Source organism: Psychrobacter sp. GW64-MNA-CIBAN-0177 (genome assembly GCF_040309585.1).
GTDB lineage: Bacteria > Pseudomonadota > Gammaproteobacteria > Pseudomonadales > Moraxellaceae > Psychrobacter > Psychrobacter okhotskensis.
Genome location: NZ_JBEOOY010000007.1, coordinates 106,763 through 130,671 on the forward strand (window position 1 = coordinate 106,763; position 23,909 = coordinate 130,671).

Consider the following 23,909-nt stretch of genomic DNA (forward strand, 5'->3'; position numbering starts at 1 on the left):
TCAACAGACCCTAATGATCGCAATCAATCAGGTGGTTATGTGTAATTTTGATTAAAATGGTCTATGTATAACGGCAAAACACCTAAAAGTATAAAAGTTATGGCGGTATAACTTAATCGACTGATTAAATTTAATTGCCATAACTTTAAGGACTATAATTTTAAAGACTATAATTTTAAAGACTATAAAAAGCCACGCTGTGCTTAAGAACACCGTAAAGCAGTTAATGACGAATAATGAGTATTTAAAGGGTATATTTAGAGGAGCGTTTGGACAGTTCAGATAATTCAGGTAAGAAAAAAGAAATGTTCTATTGCATTTGTTAACAATACAGAAGCAATTTTATAATGACAATATTTTTTCTTTACTTGCGAGTCGTTATCTTCTTGTTTTATATGACTAACTTATGCTTGGCATTGCGGTAATCTTGCACGAATCTGCTCTTGAAAACTCAACTAAACGCACTCATCTAGCCGCTAACGTTATATAATGGTCGGCTTTATCTTGCGACCTAGCTAATAAACTGATGCTGCCGGTATGGCCGGTGACCTATCAGACTATTGATGAGTGATATCTGATGAATGATATCGCGCTAGTGACAACCCTAGCGACTCTCATTGTGAGCTATCTATTTTTTCCTATTATCTGAGTACAAAAGACATCGCCTTATGACTATCTCTATTGCTTCATTGCACAGTACTGAATTCGCCGTTGGTCAACGTTATTTATCTGATACGGAGTCTGAGCTTGGCTTGGGGGTGGTCATCGATGTTGATGACCGCTGTGTGCATATTTTATTCCCGCAAAGTGAAGAGACGCGCGTCTACGCCAAAAATTCTGCGCCATTATCACGCGTGGTGTTCAAGGTCGGCGACAGCATTTATGACCAAGATGGCAAGTGCTACATGGTCAATGCCGTTGATGAGGTCATGGGTGTACTCAAATATGGTGTCGATGAGCATGAGCGCGGCATTATGGAAACCCGCCTTGCTGCCAATATTACCTTGGCTAAGCCGCTTGAGCGTCTACTTGCTGGTCGTATTGAGCGCGGCGATTGGTATGAGCTGCGCCAAGATATCCTGCGTATGCAATCGGCGCTGGCCGGTCATCCACTCAAAGGTTTGATGGGCGCGCGCGTCGATATTATTGAACATCAGCTTTATATCGCTCACGAAGTTGGCAAACGTATCGCCCCGCGTGTGCTGCTCGCTGACGAAGTGGGTCTGGGTAAAACCATCGAAGCGGGTCTGATTATTCATCAACAGCTGCTAACGGGTAAAGCTGAGCGTGTGCTTATCCTCGTACCAGACAGTTTGCAATATCAGTGGATGATTGAGCTGCGTCGTCGCTTTAACTTAAACTTTGCTTTATTTGATTTGGTACGTACGGCAGCCATTAAAGAACACGATCCTGAACAAAACGTCTTCGCCACCGAGCAATGTATCATTGCGGGTATGGATCTATTGCTCGATCATCCTGACTTATATGACCAAGCGATGGAAGCTGGTTTTGATTTATTGGTGGTCGATGAGGCGCATCATCTGCATTGGGATGAGGCACAAGGCGGCAATGATAAATATGACTTGATTGCTGACTTTGCCGAAGAGACGCCAGGGGTGATGCTATTAACGGCAACGCCTGAGCAGCTTGGCGCGCAAAGTCACTTTGCTCGATTGCGTTTGCTCGATCCAGATCGCTTTGATGATTTGGATGAGTTTATCGATGGTCAAGAAGCCTTTGCTGAAACGGCTGCTGTCGCTGCTGTGTTAATCGAAGACAAGCCTTTGAGCGACAGTCAAATTGCCGCGTTAAGCAGCTTGCTAGACATCAGCCTTGATGAGTTGGCAACGATTAATGATGACGAAAAACTGCGCACACATGCCCTTAACGAGCTACTAGATCGTCACGGTACGGGTCGTATTTTATTCCGTAATACTCGTGAGAGTGTCAAAGGGTTTTATGGTCGTAGCAGTCAGCCGTATCCACTGGCATTGCCTGAGGCGTGGATAGACAGCTATCAAACCAATGGTAAATTGCGCGAGCAGCTATGGGGCGAAGAAAACCAACCTGACGGCGGCTGGCTAGAAGACGACCCACGTGTGCCTTGGTTGATTGATATTTTGCGCGGTGAGCTTAAGCATAAAAAAGTGCTATTGATTGCCCGTAGTGGCGCGACCGTTGAAAGCTTGGAGGCGGTATTACGTCTGCATGCAGGCATTAAGACGGCTATCTTTACTGAGCAGATGACATTGCTTGAGCGTGACCAAGCAGCCGCATTCTTCGCAGACAGTGAAGGTGCACAGATATTATTGTGCTCGGAGATTGGCTCAGAAGGTCGTAATTTCCAGTTTGCCAGCCAGCTGATACTATGGGATTTACCCGCCAATCCAGATACCTTGGAGCAGCGTATCGGTCGCCTAGATCGTATCGGACAAACCCAACAGATTATGCTGCATGTGCCTTACGTACAAGGGACGGCGCAAGAGCGACTGTATCAGTGGTATCACGATGCGCTCAATATGTTTAATCAGATTTCACCGACCGCACAGAGCGTGCAAGAGCAGTATATTCAAGACCTAAAGCCGATGCTTGAAGGCGCGGATACCGATGCTAATCGTACGACCTTGCAAGATATTATCGAAGAAGCACAACAGACGCGATTGGGGCTGGAAGCACAGCTACAAGCGGGTCGTGATCGCCTATTAGAATACAACTCGTGCCGTCCCCGTGTGGCTGGTCGTATCGCTGATGCCATGCGTGATTTTGATGGGCATAATCTATTGCCACAGTTTATCGAGCGTTTCTTTGCTTCTGCCAATATTGACCATAATATCCAACGCGATGGCTCGTGGGTGATTGCCCCTATTGATAGCACTGAGATTAGTGATTATATCGATGGCTTGCCACTTGGCGATGAAGACGGCATGACCTTGACCTTTGACCGTGAGCAAGCGCTACAGCATGAAGATATCGAATTTATCACTCATGAGCATCCATTGATGCGCGCGATTTATGAGCTAGCAAGTACCAGTACCTTTGGTAATACTACGGTGGCGATGTTAAAAAGTGCTGCCGTACCACAAGGCATGGTGTTGCTCGAAGTGAATTTTCGCGTTGAAGCCATTGCGCCAAGATTGCTCAATTTGCCAGCGACTTTAACCACACAAAATATCCGTGTGTTTATCAGTGAGCAGGGCAGTGATTTATCCGCGCGTATCAGCGCCGATATGATTATGCCGCATATTGAGCGTTTGGATAAAAACCGTGCGCGCCAAGTGATTAAAGTGCGCGGCGATGTGATTGAGCAGCGTTATTATGAAGCAGAAGACATTGCCCGTCAGCAGCTTGCAGAGATTGGTGAGCAAGCGAGTGCCCGCTTTAGCCAGCAGTGGTCACGTGAAATCAAACGCCTAAAGCACCTGCAAACCATCAATCCTAACGTCCGTCCTGCAGAGATTGAGCGTCTTGAGCAGCTAAAAGCCCAAGGCGAGCAAGCCTTGAGTAATTTATCGCTAGTGCCAGACTCTATCCGCGTGCTAGTGGCAGTAAAACCATAAGTTAAAATTCTGATAAAAAAACGAGGTGCTTAATCGTCTCGTTTTTTTATGATTGATTCATGACAATGGATTTCGCCTATCTTATCTGTTATCCCAATACATGAGACAGAGACTGGCTAGTAAGTGGCTATTATCTAGCCAAAGCCCACAATTTTGGGTAAGATGTTGGCCTTCTTGCCGAATAATGAATGTTTAGTCATCGTGCTACTACAACTGTATTTTTTGTTCTAGAATCTCCCTTGTGTCTTTCTAACAAGTGATTTCAAATTATTTTACATTCAACCGCAAAGGATCTTTCGCGATATCATATCGATATCGTTGAGTGCGTGTTTTTAGAGGCTCGTTTTTAGATGCTTAGCGTTTTTGATAAAAATAAGGAAACATATCGTCATGTCCGATTATTCGCAACTGATTGATGAGCTGCTGGCTACTGTAGCGCTTATTGAAGTTACCCCCGATGTCTTTGAGGGTAAGAGCCATGACTATGTTGGCAGTCGTATTTTTGGTGGGCAAGTGCTGGCGCAAGCGATCATGGCAGCGGCTCATACACTCGATCAAGAAAAGCCTTGTCACTCACTGCATGGCTATTTTTTGCGTGGTGGTGACATCAATCAGCCGGTGATTTATCAAGTGCGTCGCCTACGTGACGGTCGCAGTCTGTCTGCGCGCGAAGTAACGGCGATTCAATATAAAGAAGTACGTGGCAAAGCGCCGATCGAGCAAGTGATATTTTCGATGATTGCCTCGTTTTCGCCGATGGAAGAAGGCTTGGAGTATCAAGAAGATATGCCAGTCTATCCGCCGCCTGAAGATTTGCTCGCCGAGCAGGATTTAAAAGAAGAGTATGTCGGAAAAGTCCCAGACGCGCTAAAAGCCCGTTTTATGCGCCGTCGTCATGTTGAGATTAAGCCGGTCAAACCGCGTGACCCGATTCATCCAGAGCCGATGAAGCCTAAACAGGCGAACTGGTTGCGCATTCGTGAGCTTGGCAAGCAGCCTATTGCTATTCAGCAAGCACTGTTGGCATTCTCTTCTGATTTTTATCTGGTTGGTACAGGGCTGATGTCACACGGCGTTAGCTTTATGACCAGCGGCTTACAAGCGGCCAGTATTGATCATTCGATGCATTTTCATCGCAATTTTGATTTGAATAATTGGCTATTGTATGACATGTGGAGTGATACTACGTCTAATGCCAAGGGCTTAAACCATGGGCAGTTTTGGCAAGATGGTCGATTGGTAGCAACGGTACAACAAGAAGGCTTGATGCGTTTGCGTGTGCCAAAGTCTTAATCTTCTAGTATTTCTTAAATAAAAAAAGCGACTCATGATTCATTGTGAGTCGCTTTTTTTATGAATTTTATTTAAGTGAATTCACTTATTGTTCTAAAATCTTAACCATCGCTCGTGGCAACCCAAGGGTTGCCTGAGCATCATTAGCATTTAACCAATGAATATTAATCTCTGCCGCTTGTAAGGCTTCGGTCATTTCGGCAGTTTGCTTAGCGTTTAAAGTGACTGATTGCGGTGTTAAATACCAATGAAAATGGGTCAGCGAATGCTTAATAGGGGCATCGTCTAATAAAGTTTTACTGACTGTTTTTGCAACTATTTTATTGTTATTCAGCCACTCGTTAATAATCTGCTCAGCAGTGGTAAATTCTGTTTCATATACTTTTTCATTGCTAGCAACTTTTAACGGTTTATCATCGCTCGCTTCTGAATTTTTAGCAGTTGTTTTGCCACTTATTTTACCGTCAATTTTTTCAACAAACTGCAAAGGCAAACTCCATAGTCCGCCCCAAATACCGTTATCGGGGCGCTGTAACCACAGTATTTTGCCATCCGTATTTTTAATTAATAGCGCATTGCTATACTTACTGGGTTTAGGCTGCTTTTTTGCTTTGACTGGATAATCGGTTTCGCGACCTTGCGCATGGGCAATACAATCATCTTGCAGCGGACACAAAAGACAAGCAGGCTTGCTACGAGTACATAAGGTTGCGCCCATATCCATCATCGCTTGCGCAAATAACCCTGAGTTTTCCCTAGGGGTTAAACGTTCTGCCAATGCCCACAGCTCTTTAGTGGTGGCAGATTTAGTTATATCGCCATCAATTGCTGCCCAGCGTGTCAGGACGCGTTTGACATTACCGTCACAGATGACGCCATAACGATGTAGCCCCATCGCCATAATCGCCCCAGCAGTCGACGGGCCAACGCCAGATATCGCTTCCCAACCGGCTAAGGTTTGCGGAAAATCGCCCGTCTCATCAATAACTTCAACCAATTGCTTCGCACCTTTATGCAAATTACGCGCGCGGGCATAATAACCCATACCTGCCCAATGCTCAGCGATGGTGTCCCAATCTGCGGCTGCTAAATCTTGCACCGTCGGAAACGACTCCATAAAACGGGCAAAGTAGGGCAGTACAGTGGTCACTTGTGTTTGCTGAAGCATGACTTCGGATAGCCAAACAATATAAGGGTTTGGCGTATCGGTTTGATGCTGTTGCCAAGGTAAATCGTGGCGACCATTTTCGGCAAACCAGTCGAGTAGGCGTGGGGCGAAGGCGTTTAGGGAAGAGGTGATGTGGTTAAAATTAGTGGTTATCATAGGCGATGGGCGAGCAATTCAAAAAGTATGAGAGTTATATGAGGGTCGCATGTGGGGATTAAAGGCGTTATCGATAGATGCTGTCTAAAGTTTGACCTGCGGCATTTTTCCATTCAATCCAGCCGTTAGTCGAACGACCTGACACTAAAGAACTGGCTCCACTGGGTGTTTTAAATAAATGATTTTCAGTGAGCTTATAGCTTGTATCATTTACCGCTATGAGTTTGCCACTACTGAGTAGACTCTCTTTTAATTTAGCCACAAATGGTGGAGCTGATGACGTTTGTGTTTGTCGTATTAAAGAGCCTGCTAATACTACAAAGCCATCGTCATCATAATAGCCTTGTGCATCGCCATCTTTTACCTTGTAATAAAACAGGACTGGGATAGGTTTCGTTGGAGATATTTCAGCTGTTTTTTTAACTTTAACATCAGTGGGTGTGGTCAGTTTATGTGCATCAGTCTCGTTGCTATAAAGGCTATCGTGAATAGCTAAAGATTCAAAAATAGGTTGACCCAAGGTTGATAGTAAAACATCAAGGGTGTGAAACAACTCTTCGCAGTCAGCTTTTAATGGGTCGGGTGTATGCGGCTTATTACCACTATTACCATTTTTTAGCTCATAGCGCCCCACGTCAAGGGCAGTGGCAATTGCTTTATGCTCCATATACAGCGCATGGGTTTGGGTCATGGAATTATTGGTTGAAAGCATGACAAAAGCCCGCGTCCAAAAGTCTTTTTTATGATGTTGATTGAGACGAGTTTTCAAATCGCCAGTTTGCCCGATATAAAGTAATGGCTTATCTATACTGTCGGTGTCACCAATCAAAAAATATAAGCCAACTTGATTGGCATCTGGCATCGCAAAAAAATCATCAATATGAATGCGTGGAATCTCAATCAAACGCACCGTACGCGTGGTCATCTCTGCCAAGCGCAATCCGCGAGGATTACCTTTTGGCAGATAAATCTGAATGGTTTTAGCAGAGGGTATTAACGGATTCATAGTAGCCAATATTCTTTATGCAATTTATTTACGATTCTTCCGCGTTTTTAATCGACGTAAGCGCTTTTCTTCTTCTTTAGCAATTCTTTTCTCTTCAGCAGCCAGACGTTGCTCAGCGACGACGACTTCTTCAGCTTCCGTCATGGCTGGTGTCTCAAGCGTAATACGCCCAAGCTTACCACTACGCAGCTCATTAATCAGAATCTCAGACATACGGTAAGTATCGACTTTATTACCCGAACGTACACAGCCGCGATTACGTCCCGCAACTTCAAAAAACTCCCAATCTGTCTTAGGTAACTCTTCAATTTTATAGCGAGTTTTTAGCAGCTCAGGATAGGCATGCATCAAGTACTCAGCGGTGTAACTGGCCACATCAGCGAAGTCAAAAGCGGTATCACGAATACCGCCGGTCGCCGCCAAGCGATAGCCAGAGTTTTCATTTTCGACCTTTGGCCATAGCATACCGGGGGTATCATAGAGCATGATGTCATCGTCAAGCTTAATCAGCTGCTGCGACTTAGTGACCGCTGGCTCGTCGCCGGTTCTTGCCACGGCGCGTCCAGCTAAGGTATTAATCAACGTTGATTTACCAACGTTTGGAATACCCATAATCATGGCTTTTATTTGGCGACCGGTGCCGACTTTATTGGGTACAAGTTGTTTACAGATGGCGATAATACGCTTTACATCATTGGCTTTTTCAGTATCACAAGCAATGGCTTTGACACCGCTTTGCTGCTCAAGATAGTCCATCCATGCTTGGGTCAATTCAGGGTCAGCAAGGTCGGCTTTGTTCAGGATTTTGATGACTGGTTTTTCGCCGCGTAATGCTGCGACCATGGGATTTTCACTGCTATAAGGAATACGCGCGTCAATCACTTCAATGACGACATCCATCTGCGGCATGATTTCTTTGATTTCATTGCGGGCCTTATTCATATGCCCAGGGAACCACTGAATACTTACTCTCTTATCCATCTGCTTTACTAACCTTTTATAAAAAATGCTCAAAGTAAGACGATCGTCATTTACTTTTTATGGCGTTCAGTTTACTACAGAACCACAGTGCTCACGCCACAATTTCGCCCAACCAGATGTGCGGCTACTCTTGTGCCTGATTGACGCTTTCCTCGCGGGCAGGCGGCAACGGTGCCAAATAACCAATTAATAATATTAAACTGCCTGCGCCAAGGAAGGAAATCACTCGCCAAATTGCCTCGGTCTGTGATAAATCGACAATTACCAGTTTTAGCACGACAACGCCCAACAGTCCAATGCCCATAAACCACAGCGAAGTTAAAAAAACTGATGCAGTTTAGTTATATCGTACGTGATAAAATACATAAGGAGTATTTAATTAGTCAGTATTGAAGTTATTAAAGCGCCTTATCGCAAGCATTGCAGCAAGAGCACCTCACTGTTGAAAATAAGCATATAGTCAAAATTTTATCTTTTCTGAACAAAAATTAATAAGTTGGATAAGCAAATCAAACGGTACGCTATGATGCGAAAATCGTACCAATTCTGGAATAGAAACTAAGTTTACAAAAGCAATAACGACAATTTGAAAGCTTTTGTAATAAAAGCCGCCAAGAACTGTTTGATAAACAAGATGAAGTTGACGAAAAAAGCGAAGCATTAACCGAAAGCCTAGAAGGTAAATTGAATAAAAGAATTTCTCAAGAAATCTTATTTACGATTCATTGGAAACTAATATAAGGAAATTTCAATTGGCAGCATTACAACCACAATTTATTATCCCTTTAAAAGAACTGCTTCAGCAGCGTTTCGTAACGCATTTACCAGCATTACTTGGACAAGGTGGACGGGAAAATCTGCCTGAAAAACAAATAGCCAGAGCTTTTAGCGCATTCGTATTGCAGCAAAAATTTAATTTAGACGTGATAACGGCGGCAGAAGCTGTAGTAGATGACTATGAAGATCATGGTATTGATGCCATTTATTATCACGAAGCTGATCAAACGCTGTATCTCTTACAGTCCAAAATGAAAGAAAATGCCCAGTTTAAATTGGATGAAGCTCAAGCTTTTATTGAGGGTGTAAAATTGCTTTTAAACAAGCAGTTTCAACGTTTTAATCAAAACGTACAAAACCTTCAAGCACATATTGAAACTGCACTAGATGAGTGCGAGCATATTCAACTGCTTGTCGCACACACAGGTGACGGTATTACCATACAGGCACAAAACTATTTACAGCCTGCCATACAGGATCTGATTGACGAAGGTGAAGAGCAAATTGTACCGGCTTATCAACAGTACACTGCTACCGAAGTTGAACATGCACTTCGCAGTGAACATACGGTCGATGCAGTAAACGCGCGTGTCGCTGTTTATAAATTTCGTGTACAAGAGCAACCCAGAAAAGTGGTTTTTGGTATCGCGAAGTTAACTGACCTAATTGCATTGCACACTACTCACGACCGTAGCCTCTACGAGAAAAATATTCGTTACTTTATTGGCGCAGGCAGACGTGGGGTAAACAAGGCCATTAAAGACACTCTTTTAAACGAGCCAGAAAATTTTATTTATTTAAATAACGGCATCACTCTAATTGGTAACACGGTAAAACCAAAGGGAAATATTAAAGGACATACAGGCAGTAAACATGTTGCAGTCGATGGGCTATCCGTTGTCAACGGCGCACAGACTATTGCCAGTGCAGCTCAATTTGCAAGTGAAAACTCAGAGGCAGATATTAGCCAAGCACAGGTCATGGTGACCATTATCCACACAGGTAATGACACTTTCCATAAGCAAGTGACTAAAGCTCGCAACCTGCAAAATCCTGTTGATTTAGCCAGTTTTGCAGCGTTAGACGACACCCAAGAGCGCCTCAGGCAAGAAATGAAAATGTTTGGAGTGGAATACCTCTATCGGCCACAACAAATGGCAGGAACAGGTATTCGCAGTATTAACATAGACACCTTGGTAAAAGCGTTAGCTTGTATGCGAGCTGATATTCGTGTGCCTTATCAGTTAAAAGCAGAGCCTAGTCAGTTTACAAATCAAGAAAGTACTGAATACCAAGCTATTTTCAGCCTTGATCTACAAGGAGCAAAGGCAATTAATGCAGTTAATTGTTATTTGGCCATTCAAGATTTATGCACAGCTGCAGAGCGCAGTAGTCCAGGCTCTGAAAAACTATTGTACCGTCATTTTACCTACTGTATTGCTATGCTACTGATGGCACAATTTAAAAGCGCTATTGCTATACCCCACATTAAACAACAAGCAGAATTTAAAACATTGATTAGTCAGCCCTTTGACGCACTACGCCAGCAGTTTTTTGATAGCTTTACGGCGATGGCATCAGGCAGCGCGCCACATGCTTACTTTAAACGCTTGGGTGATACCGCGCCGCTAATGCAAAGAGTATGGATTGATTACTTAAACTTGACACAAGACCAAGCAGTGATTGCTAAGCAGGCAAGCCTAATGGCTGACGACCCATACAATCAAGATTTATTTCGTTACTTAGCAGGGCAGGCACAACGTCAACAAGGGCAAACTGCTCAGCCAGCCAATTGGTAACTACCTCCCTCGCAAGCGCTAGTTAGGTGCCATAAAAAGCTAAGTAAAAAAACAAGAGATGAGAGAATGGTAAACATGAGCAAGACAAAATTAGAACTCACATGGATTGGCAAAAACGAGCGTAAAAAGCTCGAACCGCGAATTTTATTGGAAGACCTGAGTAAGTCATATCTTGCTAGCCAAAAAGTCACTGAAAACGATATTTTTGATAATAAACTGATTTTTGGTGACAACCTGTTGGTATTAAAAGCTTTAGAGCAAGAATATATTGGTCAAATTAAATGTATTTATATTGATCCGCCTTATAACACAGGGCAGGCTTTTGAACATTATGATGATGGGCTTGAAAACTCTATTTGGTTAAACCTGATGAAACAAAGGTTAGAAATACTTTGGTCTTTACTAAAAAGTGATGGATATATAGCTGTTCAAATAGATGATAAACAATTCGCGCGACTTTATCTATTAATGGTCGAGATTTGTGAAGAAAGAAACTTAAAAACAATAATTGTCAAAATGAGTGAGGCTAGTGGTCTAAAGATGGGTTCTGTTAAAAAGTATGGTAGCGTACCAAAACTTAAGGAATATATAATTCTTGCTAAAAAAAATGGTGTAAGAGGCATTAAGCTAGACCCTGTGCCTAAAGAAAAATGGGACACTGAATACAATATATTTCTGGATTGTTTTACAAAAGAAGATAAAGAAGAAATAGATAAGTTTTGCCAAACGGAAGATGAGATTGGCGAGGACAGTTTAGCTATTCTTGATAATATTGCTAAAAAAATAATTCTTAAGTCAGTGGCTGAAGTTTGTAAAGACTTGGGGTTGAAAGGGAAAGAAAAAGACAGCTGGTTATTTGAAAACTCTTATCGCATTTGTCAATGTGCCACATCTGCCTCTGTGTTAAATCTTGCGAATGAAAAAAGAGAAAAGATTCAGCAAGAGTTGTTTTTTGTAAAGTCCAAGAGAGGGATGATCTATTTTGTCAGAGGGAACTATTCGTCTGAGTCCAAAAAGCCCAGAGTTCAATTAATATTCGCTGAAGATAATCTAACCGTTCATCCTGGTGATCTGTGGACAGATATAAGAACTACTGGTCTTGAGGCCGAAGGGCAAGTTAGTTTCAAAAATGGCAAAAAACCTGAAGCATTGGTAGAAAGAATTATAAAAATGGCAACTGAGCCAGGCGATATAGTATTGGATTCTTTTGCAGGTTCTGGTACTACCGCTGCTGTGTCTCATAAGATGAATAGAAGATGGATTTCAGTTGAACGTGGAACGCAGTGTGACAGCCATATAATTCCGCGAATGAAGCGTGTAATAGATGGATTAGATCCGGCTGGAGTTACGAGTAAATATGGTTGGAAAGGAGGCGGAGGCTTCCGCTATTACAAACTTGCCCCATCACTAATTATAAAAGACAAATTTGGCTTAGAGGTGATCAATAAAGACTATAAGCCAGAAATGCTAGCTGAAGCCATATGTAAGTTGGAAGGTTTTACTTATGCACCATCAAAAGTGGATTGGTGGGATCAAGGTTATTCCACTGAAACAGATCATATATACGTGACAACACAGACCTTATCGATGGAGAAATTAGAAGCACTTTCTGAAGAAGTTGGTCATGATCGTACTTTATTAGTAATGTGTGGAGCATTTCGCTGTGAAGCAGGCCATTTTGCCAATTTAACCTTAAAAAAACTACCCAAAGCCATTTTAGATAAGTGCCAATTTGGTCAGGACGACTACTCATTGAACGTGGCTAACTTAACGGATGATGCCACTGATGATAGCGACCAAGTGCAAGATTAACGGTTAATAAGGATAACTATAATGAGCATGGATTTATCAAGCTTAAAACCAGATCAATTACGCGCCATTAATAATGTCATCGGCCGTTTAAGTTTACGCCAGCCGCAGCAAGATTCGCTACGCGCTTTGGCAGTGGCGATTAGTGCTTCTGAGAAAGAACTGCTGAACCCAAAACGCGATTTACCTAGACTGTTAGAAACGTTAAAAGCGCAGTTTCCAAAACTCAGTGATTTTGAACGTGACTTTCCATCACTGTGTTTTGCCTTGGCAACTGGTGTGGGTAAAACTCGGTTGATGGGTGCGTTTATTACGCATTTGTATCAGATGCATGGTATTCGCAACTACTTTGTATTGGCGCCTAATCTGACCATTTATGAAAAATTGATCAGCGATTTTTCACCAGCCTCGCCTAAGTATGTATTTAAAGGCATTACTGATTTTGTATTGTCACCGCCAGAAGTGATCACCGGTGACAACTACGAAAGCCGTGGTGCACAGATGCAAAATGACCTATTCGGTTCGGTTCGAATCAATGTGTTTAACATTGCCAAAATTAATACCGAAGTGCGTGGTGGTAAAGCGCCTCGCATTAAGCGCCTTGCGGAAACACTAGGGGAAAGTTATTTTGAGTATTTATCGAACTTGCCTGATTTAGTGTTGTTAATGGATGAATCGCACCGCTATCGTGCCGATGCTGGTATGCGCGCGCTCAATGAGCTTAATCCACTATTCGCATTAGAGCTAACGGCTACACCATTTACAGAATCAAGCCGCGGGCCTGTTTACTTTAAGAATGTGGTGATTGATTACCCACTGGCCTGCGCCATAGATGATGGTTTTGTTAAGGAGCCCGCAGTAGTCACCCAGCTTAATTTTGATGTTACTCAGTACGATAAAGAAGAGCTAGAAACAATTAAGTTAATGGATGGTATTCGTATACATGAGCAAACCAAGGTTGATTTAACTACCTATGCGTATGAAAATGATACCAAGCTAGTCAAGCCCTTTATGTTGGTGATCGCCCGCGATACCACACATGCCGCAGAGCTTTTATCCAAACTCGAAAGTGTGTTTGAGAGCCGTTACCGTGGCAAAGTGATTCAGGTTGATAGCAGTAAAAAAGAAGAAGAAACCATACAAGCACTACTCAATGTAGAAAATGTCGATGAGCCTACCGAGATTGTCATTCACGTCAATATGCTTAAAGAAGGTTGGGATGTGACTAACCTTTATACCATAGTGCCGCTTCGTGCTGCTAATGCCAGAACCTTGATTGAGCAGTCGATTGGTCGCGGTTTACGTTTGCCTTATGGTAAACGTACCGGCGTTGAGGCGGTAGATACTTTGAGCATTATTGCTCACGATAAATTCCAAGAAATTGTTGATGAAGCTAATGACCCTAGTAACCCGCTACGTTTAAAACAGCGAGAATTATGTCGCCCAGAAGACAACGTAACTAAACTAAATGTACAGGTTAAATCCAACCTTGAGCAGCAGATAACAGGTGCAGGTGTCACAGCAACGGGCGCTAGTGGTAACAGTGAAGTACAAGAACCAAAAGTTACTTATACCACGCAGAATCAGCAGACGGTTGCCTGCGCCGCACTGGATGTAATTAAGCAGTACCAAACACAGCCAACAGATGCACCAACCAGCAAAGCGCTGTTGACAGCAGAGGTAAAAGCTAAGATCACTGAGCAAGTAAAAGCTCAGTTAACTCAAGAGCAGCGCGAATTATTTATTGAAGAATCAATAGACATCGCCGCTGTTGTTGAACAAGTCACAAAGCTTACTGTAGATAACACTATTGATATACCGCGGATAATCGTATCGCCTTCAGGTGAAGTGCGTACAGGCTATTATCCATTTGATCTGGACGTTGACGTTATTAAAGGCTTAAAGCCAATCGACCGAACGCTAATACAACAAAGCTTGCATGATAATCACCAAACTATTCGGGGTGAAGGCGACTCTGGCAACTGTGAATCAGTAAAACAGAACTATATTCTCAAAAAACTTTTCGACTACGACGATATTCCTTACGACGATCAAGCTGAATTGCTTTATGACTTAGCAACACAAGCCGTGGACACCCTCAAAGCAGAAAATAATGACGAGGTGGTTGAAAATATTTTGCAAAGTCAAAGTGATAATATTGTCAGTTTGATCCATGTTCAACTGAATAACCACTTTTTTGAGGAATCAACAGAATATGTTGTGGATGTACGCAATGGTTTTAGCACTTTACGCGAGTGTAGCTACACCGTTGCGCAAAATCAGCCAGTGCAAAATTATCGTGATACAGTGCGTGATTTAGGCCGAATTAAGCAAATGCTTTTTGGTGAGTTTAGCCGTTGTTTATATCCGTTACAAAAGTTTGATTCGGATACTGAACGTCGATTTGCAGTAATTTTGGAGCGTGAAAGCGAGAAGTGGTTTAAGCCAGCTAAAGGTCAGTTCAATTTATACTACAAACGTGGTAGTGAACACTCAGAATATATTCCAGATTTTGTGGTTGAAACTGCCAACTATGTTTTGATGATTGAAACCAAAAGTACGCAACATCAAAATCAAGATGGTAGCTGGAATGAAGAAGTAACGGAAAAAGCTCGAAGCGGTGTCAAATGGTGTCAACATGCGACTGATTATTTGATTCAACATGGAGGTAAGCCTTGGAAATATTTACTCATACCACACAATACTGTTAAAGAGTCAAATTCTATAGAATATTTTATTCAAAATTACGAATATTAGCCTCCATGATTTTTATCAACTTCCTGAGCTTGTTCAGGCGGCAACGGTGCCAAATAACCAATTAATAATATTAAACTGCCTGCGCCAAGGAAGGAAATCACTCGCCAAATTGCCTCGGTCTGTGATAAATCGACAATTACCAGTTTTAGCACGACAACGCCCAACAGTCCAATGCCCATAAACCAAAGTGCACGCTGCCAGTAGCGACTGGCGATGATGGTGGCGACTAAAGCCAAGAGCGTCCATAGAATGGTTAGTCCTGTCTGCACTTGCTCGCTACTCCACGCGCCGCCCTGAATACTGTCCCATAGCGGCGTGCCAATAGTGGCATGTAAGGTTCTGATGAGCATGCTCGAGATCAGCCAAAAGCTGATAGAACCTAATATGACCAGTAGATTGTCAGCGGTAAAAATCCTGTTGCTACTATCGTTAATAGTGATATCGGCATTCGCTATACTTAGCTTTTGGTTATGCTGCTGATTTAGGTAATAAACACCAAAGCCAACGAATAGCGCCAGAATAGAGCTAATATCATATAGGTTCAGTAGCGGAAAATAAGACAGTCCCCAGATCACACCGTCATAAGACCAGTTGGTAATGACGACCCAAAATAAGGCGATAGATGCGAATATAGCAGCGCATTGGAATAGCGCTTGTTTCCAATCAAACCAGTACAGAAAACCTTGATTTGACACTTCATGCGTTTGCGTGTTTTGCTGACGATAACCGGAATCACGATAGCTGAACCATAATCCTGCTAATATCAAAACAGCTGGAATCAAGATAGCCATCACCCCAGCTGAATCTGCGAGTCCATAGTGAGCTGCGGCAGCGATGACTAAAATGCCAGCGCCTAACCAGCTCGCGCCATCGTAGCGTGACAATTCTGAATACTCGTACCACGTCTTTAACCACAACTGTCCGATGACCAACCCACCAATGATTAGGCCAGTAAATAACAACCAATCTGTTGTCTGCCATGCTAAATGGAATTCGAATTTTTGCGGTAGCTGCAGGATGAGCATTATATAAAATACTACTAGTAAGCCATGACTCAGCTGTCTGATCTCTGCCCACAAGCGATAACGATTGATGGTCCAATAAGTGCCCAAGCTGATGAGTGCTGCGATTGCAATCAAAGTCGTCGTTGCCAATCGCCAACTGGTAAGCCAGTGATTAAAATCAAGCAATAATACTTGTAGTAGCCAAGCCATAGCAGTAAAAGTTAAAAATCGTATTAATAGAGGACTGCGCCAAACAAGGTTAAAGATTTTGCTTTGGCTATTGATTGAGGTTAGCCACTGCTGCGCGGCTTGGGTGCTGATGCCCAGTGCATTGGCGTAGGCCGCTACTGCATCTGATGTGATGGTTTGCTCTTGAGAGTACGCTAGGTTGCTATTTGAGTTATTCTTTAATTCGCTATCCAAGATAGTGTTTAAATTAGCTGGCGAGTTGCTAGCGCGCAAAATAAATACAGTGCTTAGATAAGCGATAGCCGAAATGGTTAAGGCCAATATTGGGTAGTCTTGGATAGCAAAGACCACATTTAGTATCAGCATGCCGATACTAATTAGCTGCAATAATAAACCAAATAATACTGACCAAGCGCGTAGTGAGCGCCGTCCGAACCACACCAATGCCAATCCTTGTACCGACCAGCCAAAAGCAATCCATTCAGCATCGAATGCCAGCGGAATGACCAACGCCAAAAAGCCAAACCCTAATGCCAACATGCCCTCGGTAATTAAAGCATAACGCTGACTGTGCTGGACAAACAACCAGCCAAGTCCTAAATAAATGACTGCTAAAACTGCGCTAGTAATGGTTAAAGCGTTAGGGATGTCATCTAATAAGGCAGCAAATAAGCCAAATGCCAATATCGGTACTGAAAACAGTAAGCCCGTATCAATGGGAAATACATAGCCGTTATTTTTTGAATCAACTTTGCCCGTGTTATCTGCGTTGTTTGCATTATCTGTATGAGAGGAACTTTTTTCATTAAGAGTGTTGTAAGCGATGATTTGCTGTGCGTAGCGAATGACGACAAACAGATAAAGCAGTAAATGTAAGGCGACCAGCAACACTAAAAGCCAACGCTGTGATGTAACCACAGCATTTAAATTTTCGCTCATGCCCCAGTAATAGGCCAGCCCAAATGTCACGACCACCCCGAATAGGTTGAGTATTTTCCAAGGGCGGTAATGGGCGATAATCGCAATCGTCACGTTCAAAAGTAAATAATAGCTGAACAATGTCACTAAGCTGCCGGTATCGTTACCAGTCAAAATAGGCGCAAAGAAAGCACCCGATAATGCCAACAACGCTAAAGGAAAAGCGTTTTGACGTACGGCTAGAGCAATAGTAATGGCGGATAACAACCCGAGTCCAATAAAGCTCGGTAAACTTGGGATAATTTGATAGACACTATAAGCAAAAAAGGTACTCAGATAAGCAATGGCTAAGCCTGCACCTTGTAAAGTAATCCCATACGAGAAACGTTTTGCCGTTAGCTTTAACCCCAGTGCTGCCAATCCCAGTCCTGCAATACCGATAGTCATGAGCTTTGCAGTAATCGAAATCTCTATATACTCGCTCAGCAAGCGTAGCAGTAGCACCACACCTACTAGTAATACTAATACGCCAACGCGCACGACCAAATTGCCACCAAAAAACCAGTTTTTGATTGAATGAATCAATGAAGTAACGATAGGTAATGAGCGTTCATCAGGCTCTATCGGTGCGCTTGGTTTCGCTACCAGTGTGTTGTTTTTTGTGGTTATTGAGGCGTGATTATTTATAGGTTTATTATCAGAGACGTTTGAGGGTGCCTGTGTGATGAGACTTGCAGTAACCATGGGAAGTGAGGGCGGCGATGGAGATGACAGAGGTGACGTACTATCGGTAGACAAATTTTGTGCAGCAAAACTTGTCTCTTTAGACGTGTTGTCTTCAGTAGAAGTCTCGTGCGCATAAACGCTTTCATCAGCCGAACGAGTCAATGAAGATGCCATACTATAGTCTTTTTGCTGCTCAAGCTCCGCTTGCAGCTTTATCACATCACGGCGCAAATGCTCGATTTTTCGAGTTATTCTAGTATATAACGCGATAATCACAATCAATAAAACTGTAAAAGCCAACCACCCCAACTGGGTCACTAATAGATATAACATCCTCGTCACTCAATCCAGCTTATAGTAAAGTGATAATGACCTGATTTACTAAGAAGTACAAGACTGGTCTGATTACTCATCTAAGAGACAGTGGATAAAACGAGAATCAAAATAAAAGGGCAGCTTAATAGTTAAGCTGCCCTTTTTAATGATCTTTATACCAAAATATTTCTTATGCTAAATTGGCTTTCATAAACTCAAGCATATTTTCCCAGCTTTGCTTGGCAGCGGTTTCATTATAGCCAAGATCAACGTCATTTTTCGCTGCACGCTCATCGGCATGTGGGTTGGTAAATCCGTGCTTAGCATTGTCATAAACATCAACTGTATAATCAACGTCAGCCGCATCTAGCTCTTTTTTCAGACCTTCTATAGCGTCCATCGATACCATCGAGTCATCGCGACCATGAGCGACTAATACTTTGGCTTTGAAGTTTTTGTCCGCTGGCTGTTTGGCTGATGGGTTACCGTGGAAGGTAGCAACTGCCTTTAGTGGCATACCGTCACGCGCCATATCGAGGACGACTTTACCACCGAAGCAGTAACCGATTGCCGCTAGATTATCACCATCAACCGCCAATTGATCGCTAAAGTCATTGAGAATCAAGCGGCAGCGCGCCATTAGCATATCTTGATCTTCTAATACTTGTTCCATCCACATGTTGGCTTGGGCTGCATCGGTGGTCAGTTTGCCTTCGCCATAGACATCCATAGCGACTGCTGCATAACCTGCTGCTGCCAAGCGTTCGACCACTGATTTTGGATGATCGACCACGCCCCACCATTCTGGAGCCACTAAAATACCTGGCACTGCCGTATCATCTGATGCATTTTCTGGTAGCGCGACATAGCTGATAAGCTCAACACCATTTTCGGTTGTACTGATTAATTCAAAGGTCTTAATTGACATATTATTGTCCTTTTTTATGTTGTAAGTTTTATTTATTCGTCATTGTGAGGGTTCGTTTTTCTGACTTGTACTACCTTAACGCCCATATCCAGCAAAAACAGCTATAATACTGTAACGCTCTTTATCAAAATGTCTCTTTATAAAAAATCGACTACAATGCTATGACTATTAACTTGTTAAATCAATCTGCTGCTAATTTAAACGCTGATGCTGCTGGGCCGCTGAAACCAGACACAATCGTGAGTCTATTTCCTGACAGCGAATCAAATGCAGCGTCTGAAACACTGCGCCCACAGTTTTGGGAACGCTTTACGTTGGCAGAGCTAAATCATAGCGAATGGGAAGCGTTGTGTGATGGCTGTGGCAGTTGCTGTTTGATTAAGTATATCGATGAAGATGAGCATGGCGATGTGGACGAGGAATTGGTTGAATATACCGATGTGACTTGTCAGCTGATGGATTGTGCGACGGGATACTGTGGTCACTATGCAACACGTCAAGAACATGTCCCCGATTGTATTCAATTGACCATGGAGAATTTGCCGCAGATGATGTGGCTACCCTCGCACTGTGCTTATAAGCGCTTGTATAAAGGACAAAATCTGCCAAGTTGGCATCTGTTGTTGACTCAAAATGCAGTAGAGACTCAGCAGAAAATGCGCGCTGTCAATGTGGGCGTAGCAGGTCGCTGTGTGTCGGAGATTGGTATGTCTGATGAAGAGATGGAAACGCGCGTGGTGAATTGGGTCAAGCCGTAGTTAATTATTTGCTGATATAAAGGGTTATGATTTAAGGGTTGGAATATGCATAAAATTTGCCTTACAACAAGTTTGATATTCAGTGCTGCTTTTTTGTCAATCGGCTGCTCAAATATATCTCACTTGTCTGAGACTAATTTTCCTACTCCTCAAACGGTTCAAGCTATACCTGTAAAGGGTATGTCAGCACCAGTGACTGCTCCTAAATCAGCTGCAATGGTTATTGTCAACTGGCAAAAGATAGAGGCAGCCGCAGATAAAAAATATGAAGACGAGCCATTGGCTGATTATTATCTGAATATTTTATCCGAGGAAGAAAGGAATGGTGCTCCTTGGTTTTATGCACAAGATTTTAATGTTTCTATTGAAGAGGCGCAGCGTCGATTATTATTGCAAAGGATTAGCTTGCCATTGAATGAAGCAATTTCAGAGCAATTAGGCGCGAATATTGCGGAATTTTATTATGATAACAATGACCCTGATGAGTTTTCTATTAGGGTGACGACACTAACCAAAGTTAAAGCCGTCCCGCCAAAATATGTGTATCACTTTAAGCAAAAGGAATTTGAAAATTATTCCTTTCCTATTTATATCCAAGCCATTAGTGATAAAATGCGTCAGCTGATTGTTGCAATACAAGAAAAAGCGTGGCCTGAGGTATTAAAGCGTTATCCTGACGCTCAAAGTATTGGCTTTAGCCCAATGACCAATACTATTAATGTTACGATTTACCGCCCAACACCCAATGAAACCGAGCGCCAACGTATAGAGGCTGAGTTGAATGATATTCTCGATTATTTGGTGATGGTTGAATTTACACAACATCGAATAACTACGCTTTAATGATGAGTACTATTTAATATATGATCAATACTATTATTGAGACGCTTGAGCTGCTGACTTGGCCTGCTCTTCAGCCTCTGCTTGCGAATCAGCCAAAGGCGGAATAGGAATGCCTTGGCGAATTTGCGTAGAAAATTCGCGACTGTTAATACCTGATTCTAGATTAGATTGATTGTCAAAGCCGCGAACTTTTGGATTGATATGGGTGCGCTCGTACCAAGTATCCATCGACCAGTTTTGCCCGTCTTGCTGTTCTTCATTTAATTGGGAGTTGGTATCGAGCATACCGACGTCGTAGAGATAGTTTGGCAGCCAGCCAGAGACCCAAATCCGGTAATCCCACGGTAGACGATCACCACTGATGAGCCGCGCCATATAAAAGATAATATTGGTACAGTTACTGGTCAAGGTGTTATACCATGCAGGCTGCGCATTCAGCTCATCGGCAGCAGTCAGATAAGACTCAAATAATGACTTGACCTCATGCTGCTGCAAATGACTGATTGGCAATAGATAGACTTGCTCACCGCGCGCATTGGTCCGTGTATAGATAATATCGCGCTCTTCTGCTGCAATCAGGCTCAGCTCATAACGTCTAAAAAATCCTGCGAGCGCCGAAAAAGACTCGCCTTGTTCTTTGCGAATCTCAAATGAGAAAGCGAGCGGTCTATCATCTTCAAAACGAAAGCTCACCAAGGTATGGGCAATCAGTGGTCCCATCCAGTAAGAGTTCGCCACATCGACGCCAGACAATTTTGACATATCAATCGTTCGCGTCTCCCAGCGTGCCGTCGCGTCATCTTCGGTATGCCAATCAAAGTTTCGGACATTGGTAAGCGTAATCAAATCAGGATTGTTTGGATCACGCTCATAAGTGATTTTTTGACTGACTTCAGGCATCCAGTCGCGTTGTTGCTCAGGGGTAATAGACATAAACCAGCCGACACCTACGAACCAAATCGCCGCGTACAGTCCGACTAGCCATTTAATCTTTGTTTTCTTAGTTATCGTTTTTTTGCCAGTAGCTTGTCTATCCGCTGTTATATTATGTGGTGCTTTCTTGGAATCAGGCGTCCAATAACGTGTGGCAAACAAGGCGCTAAGCAATCCAATAATGACGATTATGGCCAACCACGTTAGCACTGAGCGCGCGCCAAACTGATACCAAATCGCCATCAGTAACCAAACAGCGGATAGCAGTAGGGTGGTAATGATTAAAAATTGTACAAGGTAATATCGCCATGTCGGCTTTTGCTGGTTGTTATGAGCCACACCACTCTCTGAACGATGGTTGTTTGAGTGCGGCGTGAGCAGTCGAGAAAAAAAGGAGCGTAAGGACATAGTGTTTGTTATTGATAAATAAAGGCTTTGACCATAGCAAAGTTTATAACACACTGACAATACAATTTGCGTGAATTTGTCGTTGAATGTCTTTAAGCCTTGCGATAAAGTGAAGCTAATTTAAACTGGTCTAGGTATTTATTAATTATTAACGACTGGTTTTATTTAGTACTTTCATCCCCATCTACGTTTTTACGCTATTAATTTGTCAACAATTAACATTTGCCAATAACTAAAGAGGTTAAATCACATTACCATGTCTGACGACACTCCAAGCCCGAGTAGTTGGTCGATGCGCGGCTTAAAACGCTGGCTATCGACCGCCCCCGAAACCCGTGATGAACTGATTCGTTTGGTACAGGACTCGCGCCAGTTCTTAGAGCCTGATACCGTGGATATGTTAGAAGGCGTGCTCGATCTGCCTGCGACCCAAGTGCGCGAAATCATGACTCCACGCCCGCAAGTGATTGGCCTGCACGAGAGCACCAGCCTTGCCGAAGTGATGGATATTATCCTTGAGACTACGCATTCGCGTTATCCCGTCTTTGACAGTCAAGATGATGATGCGGTCATTGGTATCTTATTGGCCAAGGATTTGATTCCTATATTAGTGCACATGGTGCGCGATCAAGAAGACAAAATCGATAGCAAGCGTCTAAAAGATTTGGTACGTCAGCCGCTCTATATTAGTGAGACGGCGCGTTCTGATACCTTGTTGCGCTCATTGCAGCGTACCCAAGTACATATGGCGATTGTGGTCGATGAATTTGGTAACTTTGGCGGTGTCGTTACTATGGAAGATTTGCTCGAGGAAATCGTCGGTGATATCGTCGATGAACATGATGACTTCGATGAAGACAGTGACATTAATAATATCGTCGCCGACCCCGACAAGCCAAACACTTGGCGTGTGCAAGCGTCGACCGTGATCGAAGACTGTAATGATGAGCTTGGTAGTCGTTTTGATGATACCGATGTCGATACGATGGGCGGTCTGGTCATGCAGGCACTGGGTTATGTAGGTGACCTAGAAGGCGAGAGCGTGGTGATAGACGATTGGCAAATTACCATTACTGATGTAGAAGGTCGTTTTATTCAAAACCTAGAACTGACCAAAACGAATCCTGAGCAGCACCTATTGATAGGCAGTCATTAATGTATTTTTGACGTCATTGTCATACGTGCCATTCATAAGTTTTATAACGCACTGATAATTTCTATAAAAACACGATTGCGATCGTGTTTTTTGCTGTCTGTTTGTCATTCACTTTTAGTAGCCACTTTCAATAGCCACTTTTAGTAGCTACTTTTATCAGTCGCTTTTAGCAGTCATTTTTTTTACTACTCAAATTTACCCATTGATCGGCGCAGACTGGTATCATGGGCGGGTTTAATTTTTAGACGCTGTATTTATATCAATCTTATATAGTCAGTGAAAAGTAATATTGAGAAATCACGCACTGCTGATATCCATTTTTCTTGCTTGCTGTGCCTACGCAGACAGAGGCTACAAAAAATTGATATCAGCAGTATCGTCGCGTTTTTGGGGTATTTTGACTATATTTATAAGACGATTATCAAACA

Annotated in this window: 15 protein-coding genes; 8 read left to right on the forward strand and 7 right to left on the reverse strand. The window is 42.9% G+C overall.

Going from position 1 to position 23,909, the window contains the following annotated elements; genetic code table 11:
- The first annotated feature begins 668 nt into the window (after window positions 1-668).
- Window positions 669-3,557: an RNA polymerase-associated protein RapA gene (rapA, locus tag AAEY79_RS06760; RefSeq protein ID WP_201617419.1), complete on the forward strand. Its 2,889-nt coding sequence runs from the start codon at window positions 669-671 to the stop codon at window positions 3,555-3,557.
- Window positions 3,558-3,947: 390 nt separating this feature from the next.
- Complete coding sequence (locus AAEY79_RS06765) at window positions 3,948-4,850, forward strand: acyl-CoA thioesterase II (protein ID WP_025651536.1); 903 nt, start codon at window positions 3,948-3,950, stop codon at window positions 4,848-4,850.
- An 85-nt stretch (window positions 4,851-4,935) separates the two neighbouring features.
- Here the strand turns inward: AAEY79_RS06765 and mutY are convergent, their stop codons facing one another.
- The 4 genes from mutY to AAEY79_RS06785 all read right to left on the reverse strand — a co-directional run bounded on the left by mutY (window position 4,936) and on the right by AAEY79_RS06785 (window position 8,465).
- A complete protein-coding gene (mutY, locus tag AAEY79_RS06770) occupies window positions 4,936-6,174 on the reverse strand; it encodes an A/G-specific adenine glycosylase (RefSeq protein ID WP_350588142.1) in 1,239 nt (412 codons plus the stop codon).
- Window positions 6,175-6,241: 67 nt separating this feature from the next.
- Entirely contained in the window at window positions 6,242-7,180 is a 939-nt protein-coding gene (locus tag AAEY79_RS06775) for a GIY-YIG nuclease family protein (RefSeq protein ID WP_037025955.1), read from the reverse strand.
- Between the two features lie 24 nt (window positions 7,181-7,204).
- Window positions 7,205-8,161, reverse strand: a complete 957-nt coding sequence (ylqF, locus tag AAEY79_RS06780) for a ribosome biogenesis GTPase YlqF (RefSeq protein WP_025651538.1) — start codon at window positions 8,159-8,161, stop codon at window positions 7,205-7,207.
- Between the two features lie 124 nt (window positions 8,162-8,285).
- Window positions 8,286-8,465 (reverse strand): DUF2339 domain-containing protein, encoded by a 180-nt coding sequence (locus tag AAEY79_RS06785; protein ID WP_201576999.1) that lies wholly within the window; start codon window positions 8,463-8,465, stop codon window positions 8,286-8,288.
- A gap of 421 nt (window positions 8,466-8,886) precedes the next feature.
- Between AAEY79_RS06785 and AAEY79_RS06790 the strand changes: the two genes are divergently transcribed.
- The 3 genes from AAEY79_RS06790 (at window position 8,887) to AAEY79_RS06800 (ending at window position 15,303) form a co-directional block, all read left to right on the forward strand.
- A complete protein-coding gene (locus tag AAEY79_RS06790; RefSeq protein WP_352287757.1) occupies window positions 8,887-10,737 on the forward strand; it encodes an AIPR family protein in 1,851 nt (616 codons plus the stop codon).
- A 75-nt stretch (window positions 10,738-10,812) separates the two neighbouring features.
- A complete protein-coding gene (locus AAEY79_RS06795) occupies window positions 10,813-12,549 on the forward strand; it encodes a site-specific DNA-methyltransferase (RefSeq protein ID WP_201576997.1) in 1,737 nt (578 codons plus the stop codon).
- Window positions 12,550-12,570: 21 nt separating this feature from the next.
- On the forward strand, window positions 12,571-15,303 hold the full coding sequence (locus AAEY79_RS06800) for a DEAD/DEAH box helicase (protein ID WP_227687603.1): 2,733 nt from the start codon (window positions 12,571-12,573) through the stop codon (window positions 15,301-15,303).
- Here the strand turns inward: AAEY79_RS06800 and AAEY79_RS06805 are convergent.
- Together AAEY79_RS06805 and AAEY79_RS06810 are read right to left on the reverse strand one after the other, a co-directional pair.
- Window positions 15,300-18,473 (reverse strand): DUF2339 domain-containing protein, encoded by a 3,174-nt coding sequence (locus tag AAEY79_RS06805; protein ID WP_352287761.1) that lies wholly within the window; start codon window positions 18,471-18,473, stop codon window positions 15,300-15,302. The two genes, AAEY79_RS06800 and AAEY79_RS06805, sit on opposite strands and share 4 nt — an antisense overlap.
- Window positions 18,474-18,645: 172 nt before the next feature.
- On the reverse strand, window positions 18,646-19,383 hold the full coding sequence (locus AAEY79_RS06810; RefSeq protein WP_352287764.1) for a dienelactone hydrolase family protein: 738 nt from the start codon (window positions 19,381-19,383) through the stop codon (window positions 18,646-18,648).
- Between the two features lie 161 nt (window positions 19,384-19,544).
- On the opposite strand from AAEY79_RS06810, the gene AAEY79_RS06815 reads away from it, so the two are divergent.
- Both AAEY79_RS06815 and AAEY79_RS06820 read left to right on the forward strand, forming a co-directional pair.
- Window positions 19,545-20,141, forward strand: a complete 597-nt coding sequence (locus AAEY79_RS06815) for a YcgN family cysteine cluster protein (protein ID WP_101211275.1) — start codon at window positions 19,545-19,547, stop codon at window positions 20,139-20,141.
- A 45-nt stretch (window positions 20,142-20,186) separates the two neighbouring features.
- Window positions 20,187-20,984 (forward strand): hypothetical protein, encoded by a 798-nt coding sequence (locus AAEY79_RS06820; RefSeq protein WP_025651546.1) that lies wholly within the window; start codon window positions 20,187-20,189, stop codon window positions 20,982-20,984.
- A 33-nt stretch (window positions 20,985-21,017) separates the two neighbouring features.
- Here AAEY79_RS06820 and AAEY79_RS06825 read toward each other — a convergent pair whose 3' ends face one another.
- Window positions 21,018-22,325: a DUF4105 domain-containing protein gene (locus AAEY79_RS06825; protein WP_352287767.1), complete on the reverse strand. Its 1,308-nt coding sequence runs from the start codon at window positions 22,323-22,325 to the stop codon at window positions 21,018-21,020.
- Window positions 22,326-22,581: 256 nt separating this feature from the next.
- Here AAEY79_RS06825 and AAEY79_RS06830 point away from each other — a divergent pair, with 256 nt between their 5' ends.
- Window positions 22,582-23,481 (forward strand): CBS domain-containing protein, encoded by a 900-nt coding sequence (locus AAEY79_RS06830; protein ID WP_025651548.1) that lies wholly within the window; start codon window positions 22,582-22,584, stop codon window positions 23,479-23,481.
- Window positions 23,482-23,909 lie beyond the last annotated feature (428 nt).